Below are 13,616 nucleotides of genomic sequence, written 5' to 3'. Positions count from 1 at the left end.
CGTACGCGAGGAGCACGCCGGTCGCGTCGACGGCCCGGCGTGGCCGTCCGTCACATGAAGTCCACCTCCGCGTGCGGCAGGCCGCCCGACAGCGAGGGGAAGCCGGGGCCCCGGTCGAAGAACGGGGCCCCGTCCGGCACGAGCGCCCGGAGCTCGGCGCGGCGCAGGGCGGTGGCCTCGGCGTCGACCCGGAGGTCGTCACGGGGACCGCTCAGGACGACCCCGTAGTCGTCGCGGGCCCCCTCGGCCGAGACCTTGCCGTCGCGGACGTCGGCGGCCACCAGCGCGGGGTCGCGCTCCAGCGGCGAGCCCCAGCCGCCGCCCCCGGTGGTGCGCACCCGGATGACCTCACCGGCGCGGACCGGCGAGTCGTCCACCAGGCCCTCCATCTCCCGCCCCTCGATCTCCACGACGAACGGCCGCCCGGCCCGCCCGCCGTTCACACCCCAGCAGGACAGGATCGAGCGGTCGGCGATGGACATGAACGAGGCGTCGCGCAGCATCCGCAGGTGCTTGTCGTATCCGAGGCCGCCGCGGTAGAGGCCGGGGCCGCCGGAGTCCTGGGCCAGGCCGAGCCGTTCGACCCGGAACGGCCAGCGGGACTCGGCGAACTCGACCGGTATGTTGCGCGAGTCGGGGACGACGTGGATGGTGTCCTCGCCGTCGGCGTACCATCGGCCGCCGGAGCCGCCGCCCAGCACCTCTCTCATCAGGTACGGCCTGCCGTCGGCGTCGTCGCCGTAGACGCCGGTGTAGCGGATGGTCTCCTGGTCGGCGGGCATCCGGCCGCCGGTGGCCTTGGCCAGCACCCCGGCCAGCACCCCCAGCAGCCGCAGGATCACGAAGGTGCGGGCGTTCGTCGGGGCCGGGAAGACCGGGGTGAGCAGTGTCCCCTTCTCCGGGAAGCGCATCTCGATGAGCGGGACGACGCCCTCGTTGACGTCCAGCTCCGCCATCCGCTCCGGGGTCTCGGCCAGGTTGCGCAGGATCGGCGCCAGCCATTTCTTCAGGAACACCCCGTCGGCGTAGTCGCCCGCGTGGTTGATCGGCCCCTTGGCCTGCGGTGACGTGCCGGTGAAGTCGATGACCAGCGGCACCCGCGCGCCGTGGTCGACGGTGAGGGTGATCCGCTGGGTGTGCAGGCGGGGCTCGTCCACGCCGTCGTGCTCGGCGTAGTCCTCCCACACGTGCGTGCCCTCGGGGATCCTGGCCAGCAGCTCCCTGCGGAACGTCTCGGTGGTCTTGGAGATGATCGCGTCGAAGCACGCCTCGACCGCCTCGCGCCCGTAGCGGTCGAACAGCTCCCCCAGCCGCCGCGCGCCCATCAGGCAGGCCGAGCACTCGGCGTCGAGATCGCCGGCGAGGGAGTCGGGCATCCGCGAGTTACGGGTCATGATCGTGAGCGCCGCCCGGTTGGGCACGCCCCGGTCCCAGAGCTTGATCGGCGGGACCATCAGCCCCTCCTCGAACACGCTGCGCGCGTGCGAGGGCATCGATCCGGGGACCGCCCCGCCGATGTCGTCGTGGTGCCCGAACGCCTGCACGAAGGCGACCACGGCTCCGTCGTGGAAGACCGGGACCGTCACGCACAGGTCGGGCAGGTGCCCGATGCCGCCCTCGGACAGGTAGACGTCGTTGTGGAAGAACACGTCGCCGGGGTTCATCCCGTCCACGGGGAAGTCCCTGACGACGGGCTGGACCAGCGCCGAGTAGGACCTGCCGGTCAGCTTGCGCAGCCGTACGTCGTGGATGCCCGCCCGGAAGTCGTGCGCGTCGCGGATCATCGGCGAGCGGGCCGTGCGCGCGATGGCGGTCTCGACCTCCTTCTCCACCGACGCGAGCGTGCCCTCCACGATCTCCACCAGCACCGGGTCGGCGCTCGTCGGCTCACCGCGCACGGCGCACCTCCAGATTCCCGAACTCGTCCATGGCGGCCGTGAAGCCGGGGTGCACCGGCAGCGTGGAGCCGTACTCCTCGATGACCGCCGGGCCGGAGACCACCGATCCGGCGCCCAGGTCGGCGCGGCGGTGGATCGGCGCCGGGCCCCACCCGTCGTAGAAGACCTCGCGGGCCGTCACCGGCCGGGGCTCGGCGGCGCCGTACGGCCTGCGCCCGATGGCCGGGCGGGTGATGGGGCCGATGCCGGAGACGCGGAGGTTGACCCACTCGACGTCGTGCCGGGGGTCGTCGCGGTAGCCGTATCCGTAGAGTCTTCGGTGCGCCTCGTGGAAACGGTCCAGCACCTCCGCTCGCCAGGTCTCGTCCAGCGGCCCGGCGGGGGCGGGCACCCGCACCTCGTAGGCCTGGCCGTAGTAACGCAGGTCGGCGCTGCGCGCGTAGATGTGCCGCTCGGCGGCGAACCCCTCGCGGTCGAGGGCCTCGGCCGCCTGCTCCTCCAGGTCGCCGAAGATCTCCGCGGCGTCGTCGAGGGAGAGCTCCCGCGTGACGAAGGTGCGCACGTAGTCGTTCTTGACGTCGACGGTGAGCAGGCCGAACGCCGACACGTTGCCGGGATCGGGCGGGACGATCACCGACGGCAGGCCGAGGATGTCGATGAGCCGGCAGACCAGCAGCGGCCCCGAGCCGCCGAAGGCGACCATCGGGAAGTCGCGCACGTCCAGGCCGCGCTTGACCGTGATCTGGCGGATCGCGTTGGACTGGTTGAACGCGCTGATCTCCAGGACGCCGGCCGCGGTCCGCTCGGGACTGAGCCCGATCTTGCCGGCCAGCGCCTCGATCCCCTGCCGGGCCGCGTCGGCGTCGAGCGGGATCTCCCCGCCGAGCAGGTGCGGGGGGACCCGCCCGAGGAAGACGTGCGCGTCGGTGACGGTGACCTCGGTGCCGCCCCGCCCGTAGCAGAGCGGGCCCGGGTCCGCCCCGGCCGACCTGGGGCCGACCTTCAGGGTGCCCTCCGGGGAGATCCACGCGACGGACCCGCCGCCCGCCCCCACGGTCACGATGTCGATCATCGGGATCTTGCACGGGTAGCGGCCGATGCCGCCCTCGGTGGTCAGCGAGGGCTCCCCGTCGATCACCACCGCGACGTCGGTGGAGGTGCCGCCGCCGTCCAGTGTGATCACCGACGGGTGCCCGGCGGTGGAGGCGATCAGCGCGGCGCCGAGCGCGCCCGCGGCCGGTCCGGACAGCACGGTCGTGATCGGCTGGTGCACGACCTCGGCGGCGGACAGCACGCCGCCGTTGCTCTTCATCACCGAGAACGGCATGCCGAGCCGGTCGGCGAGGTTGGCGATGTAGCGGCGCATGGTCGGCTTGACCGCGGCGTCCACCAGGGTCGTCACCGACCGTTCGTACTCGCGGTATTCGCGCAGCACGTCGCTGGAGATCGAGACGACCGCGCCGGGGTGCTCACGTTCGATGATCTCGCGCATGCGGAGCTCGTGCCGGGGGTTGGCGTAGGAGTGCAGCAGGCACACGCCGATCGCGGTGATCCCCCGCTCGCGGAACCATCCGGCCACGGCCACGGCCTGCGCCTCGTCGAACGGGCGGACCTCGGCGCCGGTGTGGTCGAGGCGTCCGCCGACGGTCTTGACCCGGTGCACGGGGACGATCCGGGGTGGTTTCACCCAGAAGTAAGAGTTGCCGTAGCCGTCGGGGACGCTCTGCCTGGCGATCTCCAGGATGAACTCGAAGCCCTCGGTGGTGACGAAGCCCAGATCCGTGATGCGGTCTTCGAGGAGCTGGTTGGTGGCCACGGTGGTGCCGTGCACGACCGCCGACACGGTCTCCACGCCCGCCTTCCGCAGGACCTTCCGCACTCCCTCCATGAACCCGTCAGCGGGGTTGGCGGGTGTGGAGGGAGTCTTGGTAGTGGTGATCTCACCGGTCTGTTCGTCCACCGCGACCACGTCGGTGAACGTGCCCCCGGTGTCGACCCCTATACGGACGCTACGCATGCCCCCGTGTCTACCCAGTCCTGCGGAGGCGGCAAATCGGCGGACCCTGCCGAAGCTGGGCCGCGTCCTTGGGCACTGTTAGCGGCGGCGCGGACCCATGGTGGAGCCGATCACCGCGTCGGCGTCGTGCGCATGCACCTTCGCGGCGAGCCGGATGGCCATCTCGTTGGTACGGCGCAGCTCGGCCTCGACCCGGTCCTTGCCCGACTGGCCGACCTGGACCCCGAAGTAGGCGCCGATGATCGCACCCGAGACGCCGACCAGGCCGGCGAAGGGGGCCGCGGACTCGCCGTTGCGCATCGCGATCACCACGAAGGCGACCAGGAGGACCACCAGGCCCGTGACGACGACGTAGAACCCGTAGCGCCAGCGGGCCGCCTCCGCCTGGGCGGCGACGGCCTCGTCCTCGGTCATCATCGCCGCGAGCGCGACGGGTATCTCAGCGGTCTCCGCCGTGGACGGCATCGCCGGGGACGTGGCCGCGGGGATCTTGTTGAGAGGTGGAGCAGAGGCTTTGGCGGTCGTCACAGACCCTCCCACTTTCCGATAGGCAAAATGAATCTCCCATGCTTTTCGCAGTCAAGCCAAGCCGGACCAGGCTATGTCACCGCGAGGTCTCCCATTCCTACCAGCGCACCGCCTGCCCAAACGCTCCCGGCCGACCCACTAGGCTGACCCCCCGTGACCGAATCGTCCGCGCTCTCCGCCGTCCCCCTCAAATCCCGTGACGGGGTGCTGCGCTTCTACTTCGGCCCGATGGACTGCGGCAAGTCCACGCTGGCCCTGCAGATGAACTACAACCACGGCCGTCAGGGCAGGCGCGGCCTGGTGCTGACCAAGCACGACCGCTCGGGCGGTCCCCAGCTCACCAGCCGGATAGGGCTGGGCAGCGACGCCATCGAGGTCGTCGACGACCTCGACCTGGTGGCCCTGGTCCGCGGCCACCAGCAGCCCGTCGACTACGTGATCTGCGACGAGGCGTGCTTCTACACGGTCGCCCAGATCGAGCAGCTCGCCGACCTCACCGACGACTTCGGCATCGACGTCTACGCCTTCGGTCTGGCGGCGGACTTCCGGTCGCAGATGTTCCCCGCCGCCCAGCGCCTGTTCGAGCTGGCCGACGAGATCAGCCGCCTCCAGGTGGAGGTGCTGTGCTGGTGCGGCCGTCCCGGCCGGCTGAACGCCCGCGTGGTCGGCGACAAGCTGGTGCGGACCGGCGAGCAGGTGATCATCGGGGACACCGGTGACGCCCCGATCCGCTACCAGGTCCTCTGCCGCCGCCACTACCGCGCGGGCGACCTCGGCCACTCCTGAGCCCCGGCCTCCCGGCCGGGTCCCCGCCGGGAGGTCCGTGGCACCGGCGGACGGCGCGTCAGACCGCGCAGTGGCCGTCGTCGTCGCAGGCCTCCCCGGCGGCCCCGGCCGTCCTGGGCGCCGGGCCCTGGCCGGTCCGCTCGGCGACCTCCTCCAGAGCGGCGAGCAGGGTGTCCTCGGGCTGGGCGCCGGAGACGGCGAACTGCCCCTCGAACAGGAACAGCGGGACGGAGCCGACGCCCAGGGCCCGGGCCCGGGCCAGGTCCTCCTTGACCGCCGCCGTGCCGTCCTCGCCGTCGAGGTCCGCCCGGACGCCGAGCCCGGCGGCCAGATCGGCGAGGACCTCCCGCGAGCCGACGTCGAGGCCGTCGGTGAAGTGCGCGCGGAAGAGGGCGTGGAGCGCCTCCTCCCCCTTCCCCTGCTCGCCGGCGAGCCGGATGAGGCGGTGCGCGTCGAAGGTGTTGGCCTGGACCGAGCGATCGAAGTCCAGCCTCAGCCCGTCTTCGGCGGCGACGCCCGTCACGTGCGCGAACATCTGCGCGGCCCGCTCGGCCCCGCCGAACTTGGCCGCCGCCCACCTGAGGGTCGGCTCCCCGGTGGACTCCACGTCCGGCGCGAGCTGGAACGGCCGGAACTCCACCTCCACCTCGCCCCCCTTGGCACGGTAGCGCTCGACGGCGCGGGCGAAGCGGGTGTGGCCGATGTAACACCAGGGGCAGACGACGTCTGAGTAGATTTCAACCTTCACGGAGTGCTGCAACCGGCACGGCGGCCCGCTGATTCCGCACGGCGCGGTCGCCGGGCACCACGCCCCGGAGGACCAGCCCCACGTGATCGCCACGGCCGTCGCGGAACGGGCCGACAGGCACGGGCTCCACTGACCCCGCCCTGGGGACCGTGTCCGCGCCCCGGGCCTCAGGGGGAGCACCGGGTGGCGGGCGTCCGCCGTCCGCCCGTGGTCTCTCGGGACTACCCGCGCACCCCCTACTTCAGAGCTACCCGGAAGCCCGCCGAGCTACGCGGAAGGTGCGTTCTCCGTGGGGACGCCGGTCACAAGGGATGATCCATAACTTCGGTGCCGGAATCACGACAGAGATCCGGTATGGAAGGACCACCCCATGGCGTCCCGCCTGCGCCGTACCCTGCTCGCCGCACTGGTCACCGCCTCGGTGGCCGTGCCGGTGTCGGGTGCGGCCCGCTCCTCGGCCGTCCCGGCACCCGTCCCGGCGGCCCTCGCCCCGATGCGGTCCGCGACCCCCGCCGCCCTCGCCGAGCGGTACGCCGCCGGCCGCGAGGGCATCCGGGCGGCCGAGCGGATGGCCGCCGGCGACGGCCACCGGTGGCGGGCCGCGACGCTGCGCGCCATGGCTGACCCGGCGCGGCAGTTCCTGTTCTTCGACGGCCGCGGCGGCGGCCGCACCGCGGAGGTCTTCGGCGATCTGTCGGCGGCCGAGCGGATCGCCGTGCTGGTCCCCGGCAGCGACACCAACCTCGACAAGTACGGGCTGCTGCGCGGTGGCGCGCTGAGACTGCGGCAGGAGCTCGGCGACCGGTCCGCCGTCATCGCCTGGCTCGGCTACCGGACACCCAGCCTGATGAGTCTGGCGGTGCTGACACCCGGCCGCGCGGATGAGGGCGCCCCCGCCCTGCGCGCGTTCGTGCGGGAGCTGAGCGCGGCCCGGCCCGCCGCTCGGATCTCCCTGGTGTGCCATTCCTACGGCTCGGTGGTCTGCGCACGGGCCGCGTCCGGGCTGGACGTCGCGGACATCGTCCTGTACGGCAGCGCGGGCGTCGGTGCCGGCAGCGCCGCCGCGCTGCGCACCCGGGCCACCGTCTGGGCCGGCCGGAGCGCCGGCGACTGGGTCGCCGGCGTGCCGCACCTGCGGCTGCGACTGCCCTTCGCGACGGTCGGACTCGGGACCGACCCGGTCTCGCCGGAGTTCGGCGCCCGGATCTTCGCGGCGGGCGACGGCGGGCACAGCGACTACCTCAGATCCGGCTCCACGTCCCTGAGGAACATCGCCCGCATCGTCGCCGGACAGTCCCCGGCCGGTCAGGACCGTGATGCGTGACCTCGCCCGCAGGACCGTCATATGTGACCTCGCCCGGCGGATCGCTCAGGACCGTCATGCGTGACCTCGCCCGCAGGACCGTGATGCGTGACCTCGCCCGGCGGATCACTTCGGCGACTCCGCCCGGCCGCGACGGCGCCGTGCGTGACCTCGTCCGGCGGGTCGACGCGGCGACCCCGCCCGGCCGCGACCGTGCCCTCGACGCGCTACGCGCCCTGGCCATCCTCGGCGTGGTGCTCGGTCACTGGCTGGTGACCGCCCTGGTGGCCGACAGCGGCACGGTGCACACCGCCAGCCCGCTCCGGCACCTGCCCCAGCTCACCCCCGTCTCCTGGCTGTTCCAGACCCTCGCGATCTTCTTCCTGGTGGGCGGGCAGGTGGGCGCGGAGAGTCATGCCTCCGCCCGCGCCCGGGGGACGACGTACGGGCGGTGGCTCGGCGCCCGTACGGCGCGGCTGGCGCGGCCGGTCGTCGCCGTGCCGGCGGTGTGGACCGTGGCGGTGGGCGCGATGCTCGCCTCCGGGGCCGGTCTGGAGACCGTGCACACGCTGGTCAAGCTGGTGCTGTCCCCGCTGTGGTTCCTGCTGGTCTTCGCGGTGCTGACGGCGGCGACCCCGCTGGTGGCCAGGCTGCACCCGCTGTGGCCGCTCGCCGCCGTCGCGCTCGTCGACCTGGGCCGTTACGGCCTGGGCGGGCCCGCCTGGCTCGGCTGGACCAACGTGGCGGCCGGCTGGCTGGTGCCGTACTGCCTGGGCGCCGCCCGGGCCCGCGGCGCCCTGCGGGGCCGGGCCACCGGATGGGCGCTGCTGCTCGGCGGCGGCGCCGCCACCGCCGGGCTCGTCCTGTGGGCCGGCTACCCGGCGGCCATGGTCGGGGTGCCCGGTGCCCGGATCTCCAACCTCGCCCCGCCCACCCTCGCGGCCGTCGCCTTCGGCCTGGCCCAGTGCGGGGCGGCCCTGCTGCTGCTCGGCCCGCTCCGGCGGGTGCTGCGCCGCCCTGCCGCCTGGGCGCCGGTGGCGCTGGTCAACCTGGCCGCGATGACGATCTTCCTCTGGCACCAGACCGCGATGATCGCCGTCACCGCGACCGGCCTGCTCGCCGGCGGGCCCCTGCCCGGCCTGCACACCGCCCCCGACGGTCCCGGCTGGGTGCTCGCCCGGCTGGCCTGGCTGCCGGCGTTCGCACTGGCCCTGCTGGTCTGCTGGGCCGCGTTCCACGCCCACGAGCGGAGACGGCCCGCGACAAGGTCAGGACCCGGCTGACCCCCGGCGGCCGGGACGCCGGGCGCCCTCCGCGGGCAGGTGCTCAGGCGGGGCACGGTCATGTGCCGCGGACCGAACGCCCCAGGCCGGGGATGAGCACCGCGGCGACGATCAGATGCATCCCGGCCAGCACCACCGTGCTCGCGGTGTCGACGGCGCCGAGCGGGCCGGCCAGCGACAGCGCGAGCACGACGGCCGCGATGACCGTCCAGGTCCGCCCCGGCCGTTTCAGGATCCGCTCCAGAAGCGCGAGCAGCGCCCAGCCCGCCAGCCCGGCGAGCAGGCTCGCCGTGGCGACCGCGGCCGGCCCGACGGGCTGAACCGCCCCGTCGAGCCGGACGGACAGGCCGATCCCGGCCACCGGGCCGGTCAGCGCCCAGAGGACGAGGGCCGCAGCCGTCGCGCCGGCCACTGTCAGCGCCCGCCGGGTGGCGGTGCGGCCGGCCCGCTCCGGCACGGCACGGGTGGGGATGGTCTCACCGGACACGCGTTTTCCCCTCTCGGAGTCGGACGGGGCGGGCCGTCCCGCACACCATCCGCTGATGGCGGCCGCGGCGGCCCCGTCTGGTCCATGAGCGTCGCCGTCGCGGCGCGGTCGCCGCATCGGCCGCGCGGCCGCGGCGAGTCCGACCGTGGTAGGGCCGGCCACCGACTTTGGTAGGTGTCGGCGCCGCCGTACCCGGAGCTACCCTTGGTCGGTGCGCGGCGAGATCCACTGCGAGGCGGGGGCGGAGCCCGAGGGGCGACACGCCTCCGAGCCCCTCGCCGTGATCGGCATGACCGTAGGGGTGGGGAGCCTGGTCGCGCTGACGATCTGGGGCCGCTTCGACGCGCACCCGGCGGAGGGGCTGCTCGCTCTCGACGTCGCGGCCGGGGTGCTCGGGTGCGCCCTGTCGCCCTTCCTGCTGCGGCGGCCGGTCACCGGCGCGCTGGGGCTCACCGCGTTGGCGGCGCTGTCGATGGCGGCCACCCCGGTGGCCACGCTGGGCGCGCTGCTGGTCGCTCAGCGGCGCAGCTTCCCCGTCGCGGCCGCGGTGGCCGCGGCGGGGGTCGCGGCGCACGCGGCGCAGGGCGTGTGGCGGCCGAGCGGAGGGATCACCCTCGGCTGGTGGCTGGCCCTGATCACCGTCGGATACGGCGCGCTGGTCGGCTGGGGTGCGCTGACCCGGGCGCGGCGCGCGCTCGTCATCTCGCTGTACGAGCGCGCCCGCCGCGCCGAGGCCGAACAGGGCCGGCGGGTGGCCGAGGCCCGGATGCTGGAGCGGACCCGGATCGCCCGGGAGATGCACGACGTGCTGGCCCACCGGCTGTCGCTGCTGGCCACATACGCGGGCGCGCTGGAATACCGCCCGGACTCCCCGCCCGAGCAGCTCTCCCGCGCCGCCGGCGTGGTCCGCGCCGGGGTGCACCAGGCGCTCGACGAGCTCCGCGATGTGATCATCCTGCTGCGCGACGAGGACGACGGTCCCGACGGATCGCCCCAGCCCGTGCTCGCCGACCTGCCGCGCCTGGTCGAGGAGACCCGCGACGCCGGAGAGGAGATACGGCTGCGCAACGGGGTGGTCGACCCGGCCGCCCTGCCCGCCGCCGCCGGCCGGACGGCCTACCGGGTCGTGCAGGAGGGGCTGACCAACGCCCGCAAGCACGCCGCGGGCCGGCCGGTCCAGGTCGTGCTGGAGGGCCGGCCCGGCGACCGGCTTGTGATCGACATCCGCAACCCGCTGCCGGAGGGCGGGGCCGCCCCGCCGATCACACCCGGCACCGGGACCGGCCTGGTCGGACTGACCGAGCGGGTGCAGCTCGCCGGCGGGCTGCTCGACCACGAGGTGACCGCCGGCGGCGAGTTCCACCTGCGCGCCTGGCTGCCATGGCCGGCGTGAACCGTCCGCTGCGCGTGCTCATCGTGGACGACGACGCCCTCGTCCGCGCCGGGCTGTCCATGATGCTCGACGGGATCCACGGCATCACCGTGGTCGGCGAGGCCGCCGACGGCGACGAGGTGCCCGCGGCCGCCGACGCGCACGCCCCCGACGTCGTGCTCATGGACCTTCGGATGCCGCGGGTGGACGGCATCACCGCCACCCGCAGACTGCGGAGCCGGCGACACCCGCCCGAGGTCATCGTGCTGACCACCTTCGACAGCGACGAGAACATCCTGCACGCGCTGCGCGCCGGCGCCAGTGGCTTCCTGCTCAAGGACACCCCGCCGGCGCAGATCGTCGGAGCGGTCCGCCAGGTCGCCGCCGGAGACCCGATCCTGTCTCCCGGGGTCACCCGCCGGCTCATGGACCGCGCGGCCACCCAGGCCGGCACCTACCAGCGGGCCCGTGCCGCCCTGGCCACCCTCAGCCCCCGCGAGCACGAGGTGGTCCTCGCCGTGGCCCAGGGCCGGACCAACGCCGAGATCGCCGCGGAGCTCTTCATGACCGTGGCCACGGTCAAGGCCCACGTCTCCCACATCCTCAGCAAACTCGACCTCGACAACCGGACCCAGATCGCCCTGCTCGCACACGACGCCGGCCTCGCCTGACCTGCGGCGGGGCGGACAGGGACGGACGCCGCGGCGCGACGGACCGGCGACCGCCTTCCGGCGGCGGAGGTCCGCGGTCCGGCTAGGGCTCGGCGGCCATCTCCTCCAGGCGGGCGGCGAGCCGGTCGGGCTCCCCGTCGGCCAGCGCGGCCGCGGCGCGCCACCAGGCGAACCACTCGCCGCTGCGCCACATCCAGTCGACACGCTCGATGGCGGCGATGACGTCGCCCGTGACCTGCCACGGCCCGCCCACCTGCGCGGCGGTGGCCCCGTGGCGCAGGGCCCAGGCGTGCAGGGTCTCGGCGGCGGCCCCGTCGACCGGCTGCGCGTAGGGGTCGGGGTGCTCATCCAGCCGGTGCGGGCCGAGACCGGCCGCCACGCCCCAGCTCCACTGGGCCTCGGCCGGGCGGGAGTAGCGCAGCGACTCGAAGTCGAGGTTGGAGCCGAGGCCGCCGTCCCGGCGCCTGACCACCACCGCGTCGAGCCGGCCGCCCGCGTCGAAGGAGACCACGATCCGCCGGCCGGGGGCGGCATCCTCGGGCAGCGCGACCCGGTCCTCCACCTGCCAGGAGTTCAGGTCGGTCACCGCGGCGGGCCGGCCCCAGACCTCGTCGGCGGCGTCGTCGGCGATCCAGGCGGCGAGCATCTCCAGCACGGTCAGGTCGGTCCACGGGTCGACGGCGGTCGCGCTGCGGAGCACCTCGTCCGGCGCCGGCAGCTTGCCGCCGCGGGTCCGCCGCCACCACTGCCCACCCAGGTCACGGGTGCCGACCAGCAGCCCGGCCAGCGCGGCGAGCTCGGTGGACCTGCGGGTCAGCGGGGCATAGCGGGCGAGCTCGGCACAGCGGGCGGCACGGTCGGCGCCGAACACGGCCTCCATCTCGCGGAGCAGGGCACCGGCCGCCAGCCGCTCCTCGCCCAGAAGGTCGCGGATCAGTCGTCTGGCCTCGGTCCGGGCATCCTCCGCACGTGCCTCGCGCATACGGGCCACGCTACGCCCGGCGCTCCCCGCACGCGAGAGCCGCCGGCTTCACCCAGGGGGCCGACGGCTCGCGCACGAGGACCGTCGGTTCACGCCGCGAGGCCGGTGGCCCACGCATGACAGGTGGCAGCCCTGGATGATCGATTCCAAGGGGTTCAGTGGTCGCATGCGGTGAGTGCCCGCACGGGCCTGTCGCAGCCACCGGGCCTCGGAGGTGAAGCCGGGCATTGCCCGCATCATCGCCAAGGTGACCAGCTCGGCATCGCTGAGCCGCGGCGTGATGCCCACAGCCGGCCGCCAGGGGGGCGAGCCGCGGTGAATCCTTCAGTAGATCGTCGGTCTTGACGTGAAGTGCGGCCGCGAGGGAGTCCGGCTCTGTCTTCACACACCGACGTCGGACTCCCTCGTCGCATGCGCGCAGACGATGTCCTGAAATCGATCATCTATGTGATCGTGCGTCTGCGGGCCAGTTCCCTGTCCTCCTCGGTCAGCGCGTCAGCGACCAGCAGTCGCGGCAGTAGGTCCGGTTCGAGTGTCATCGCGCGAAAGACAAGCGCGACGGTCACGTCGTGGTCGGGCCGGTGCACGATCTCGACGGGGTCGGAAACCCTGATGTCTCCCGGCCTGATCACGCGCAGATAGGCGCCCGGCACTGCGGCCTGGGTAAACCGCTTGATCCACCCCTCTCGCTCCAGCCAGCCCTGGAACGTCGCGCACGGGATCCGCGCGCACGACACCTCCAGGACCACCTCTGGCCCGATGCGCCAACGTTCACCGATCAGGGCGCCGTTGACGTCGAGGCCGAGGGTCGTGAGGTTCTCCCCGAAGACGCCGTTGGCGAGCGGCCTGCCCAGCTCGGCCTCCCACCCGTCGAGATCCTCGCGGGCATAGGCGTAGACGGCCTGGTCGGAACCGCCGTGGTGCTTCACGTCGTAGACGCGGTCGCCTACGAGACCGACCTCGCCGGTGCCCTTGGGTCCGGGCGCGATGACGGCAACCGGGCCGTCGACAGGCCGCTTGTCGATACCTGTCGCGCTGAGCCCCTTCCACGGGTTGGGTCGGGGCTTGCCGACATTGACGGAGAGCAGCTTCATGCGCGCGACGGTACGGTCTTCTACCCGCCGGGGCGACTCATTTCCCTGCGAACCCCTTGGAATCGATCATCCAGGCGCGCGGGCCGGCGGCCTCACCTGTGGGAGCCGGCGGCCTCACGCGCGGGGGTCGGCGGGCGGGACGGCCGTGCCGTCGTCGCCGGGCGAGCGTGCCCGGTAGGCGGCCCGGCCCACCATGTAGGCGGCCACCGCCGCGGTGACCACCTGGAAGACCGCGACCAGCGCCAGCGTCCCGGCGATCGCCCAGGTGGGCCGGCGCAGCCACATGGCCAGCAGGATCAGGTGCAGGCCGAGCACCTGCGGCTTGGTCGCCGGGTGCATGCGCGACAGGGTGCCGGGAAACCTGACCATCCCCACCCCCGCCACGAACGCGAGCGCGGCGCCCAGCAGCAGGCACGCCGCGGCGGCCACGTCCAGCGCGGTCAACGT

13 protein-coding genes and 1 pseudogene are annotated in these 13,616 nt (G+C 73.8%); 5 read left to right on the top strand and 9 right to left on the bottom strand.

The window, feature by feature from the left end; translation table 11 throughout:
- Positions 1-50 precede the first annotated feature (50 nt).
- From J2S55_RS29925 to J2S55_RS29915, 3 genes are all read right to left on the bottom strand, one after another.
- A complete protein-coding gene (locus J2S55_RS29925) occupies positions 51-1,898 on the bottom strand; it encodes a hydantoinase B/oxoprolinase family protein (protein WP_306867841.1) in 1,848 nt (615 codons plus the stop codon).
- A complete protein-coding gene (locus J2S55_RS29920; RefSeq protein ID WP_306867839.1) occupies positions 1,888-3,915 on the bottom strand; it encodes a hydantoinase/oxoprolinase family protein in 2,028 nt (675 codons plus the stop codon). Before J2S55_RS29920 ends, J2S55_RS29925 begins: the two co-directional genes overlap by 11 nt.
- A gap of 78 nt (positions 3,916-3,993) precedes the next feature.
- Complete coding sequence (locus J2S55_RS29915) at positions 3,994-4,443, bottom strand: hypothetical protein (protein ID WP_306867837.1); 450 nt, start codon at positions 4,441-4,443, stop codon at positions 3,994-3,996.
- A gap of 153 nt (positions 4,444-4,596) precedes the next feature.
- Between J2S55_RS29915 and J2S55_RS29910 the strand changes: the two genes are divergently transcribed.
- Positions 4,597-5,229: a thymidine kinase gene (locus J2S55_RS29910; RefSeq protein ID WP_306867835.1), complete on the top strand. Its 633-nt coding sequence runs from the start codon at positions 4,597-4,599 to the stop codon at positions 5,227-5,229.
- Between the two features lie 58 nt (positions 5,230-5,287).
- Here the strand turns inward: J2S55_RS29910 and J2S55_RS29905 are convergent, their stop codons facing one another.
- Positions 5,288-5,977, bottom strand: a complete 690-nt coding sequence (locus tag J2S55_RS29905; protein ID WP_306867833.1) for a DsbA family oxidoreductase — start codon at positions 5,975-5,977, stop codon at positions 5,288-5,290.
- Between the two features lie 370 nt (positions 5,978-6,347).
- Between J2S55_RS29905 and J2S55_RS29900 the strand changes: the two genes are divergently transcribed.
- Entirely contained in the window at positions 6,348-7,301 is a 954-nt protein-coding gene (locus J2S55_RS29900; protein ID WP_306867831.1) for an alpha/beta hydrolase, read from the top strand.
- Between the two features lie 56 nt (positions 7,302-7,357).
- Positions 7,358-8,563, top strand: a complete 1,206-nt coding sequence (locus J2S55_RS29895) for an acyltransferase family protein (protein WP_306867830.1) — start codon at positions 7,358-7,360, stop codon at positions 8,561-8,563.
- 58 nt (positions 8,564-8,621) lie between these two features.
- On the opposite strand, the gene J2S55_RS29890 is transcribed toward J2S55_RS29895, so the two are convergent.
- The gene (locus tag J2S55_RS29890) at positions 8,622-9,050 is read right to left on the bottom strand and encodes a DUF6069 family protein (protein ID WP_306867828.1); all 429 of its coding nucleotides are present in this window, start codon (positions 9,048-9,050) and stop codon (positions 8,622-8,624) included.
- 211 nt (positions 9,051-9,261) lie between these two features.
- Between J2S55_RS29890 and J2S55_RS29885 the strand changes: the two genes are divergently transcribed.
- Both J2S55_RS29885 and J2S55_RS29880 read left to right on the top strand, forming a co-directional pair.
- Positions 9,262-10,443: a sensor histidine kinase gene (locus J2S55_RS29885; protein WP_306867826.1), complete on the top strand. Its 1,182-nt coding sequence runs from the start codon at positions 9,262-9,264 to the stop codon at positions 10,441-10,443.
- Positions 10,431-11,093: a response regulator gene (locus J2S55_RS29880; RefSeq protein ID WP_306867824.1), complete on the top strand. Its 663-nt coding sequence runs from the start codon at positions 10,431-10,433 to the stop codon at positions 11,091-11,093. The genes J2S55_RS29885 and J2S55_RS29880 overlap by 13 nt, the downstream gene beginning before the upstream one ends.
- Positions 11,094-11,175: 82 nt before the next feature.
- On the opposite strand, the gene J2S55_RS29875 is transcribed toward J2S55_RS29880, so the two are convergent.
- The 4 genes and pseudogenes from J2S55_RS29875 to mnhG form a co-directional block, all read right to left on the bottom strand.
- Positions 11,176-12,075 (bottom strand): hypothetical protein, encoded by a 900-nt coding sequence (locus J2S55_RS29875; RefSeq protein WP_306867822.1) that lies wholly within the window; start codon positions 12,073-12,075, stop codon positions 11,176-11,178.
- Between the two features lie 150 nt (positions 12,076-12,225).
- Positions 12,226-12,460 (bottom strand): annotated as a pseudogene (locus J2S55_RS48645) (IS982 family transposase); the annotation flags it as partial.
- 58 nt (positions 12,461-12,518) lie between these two features.
- Positions 12,519-13,169, bottom strand: a complete 651-nt coding sequence (locus tag J2S55_RS29870; RefSeq protein WP_306867820.1) for an MOSC domain-containing protein — start codon at positions 13,167-13,169, stop codon at positions 12,519-12,521.
- A gap of 114 nt (positions 13,170-13,283) precedes the next feature.
- Positions 13,284-13,613 (bottom strand): monovalent cation/H(+) antiporter subunit G, encoded by a 330-nt coding sequence (gene mnhG / locus J2S55_RS29865; protein ID WP_306867818.1) that lies wholly within the window; start codon positions 13,611-13,613, stop codon positions 13,284-13,286.
- Positions 13,614-13,616 lie beyond the last annotated feature (3 nt).

The organism is Streptosporangium brasiliense (genome assembly GCF_030811595.1).
In the GTDB taxonomy this organism is placed as follows: Bacteria; Actinomycetota; Actinomycetes; order Streptosporangiales; family Streptosporangiaceae; genus Streptosporangium; species Streptosporangium brasiliense.
Note: the sequence above shows the minus strand (reverse complement) of the source record. Positions and strands in the feature narration are given on the sequence as shown.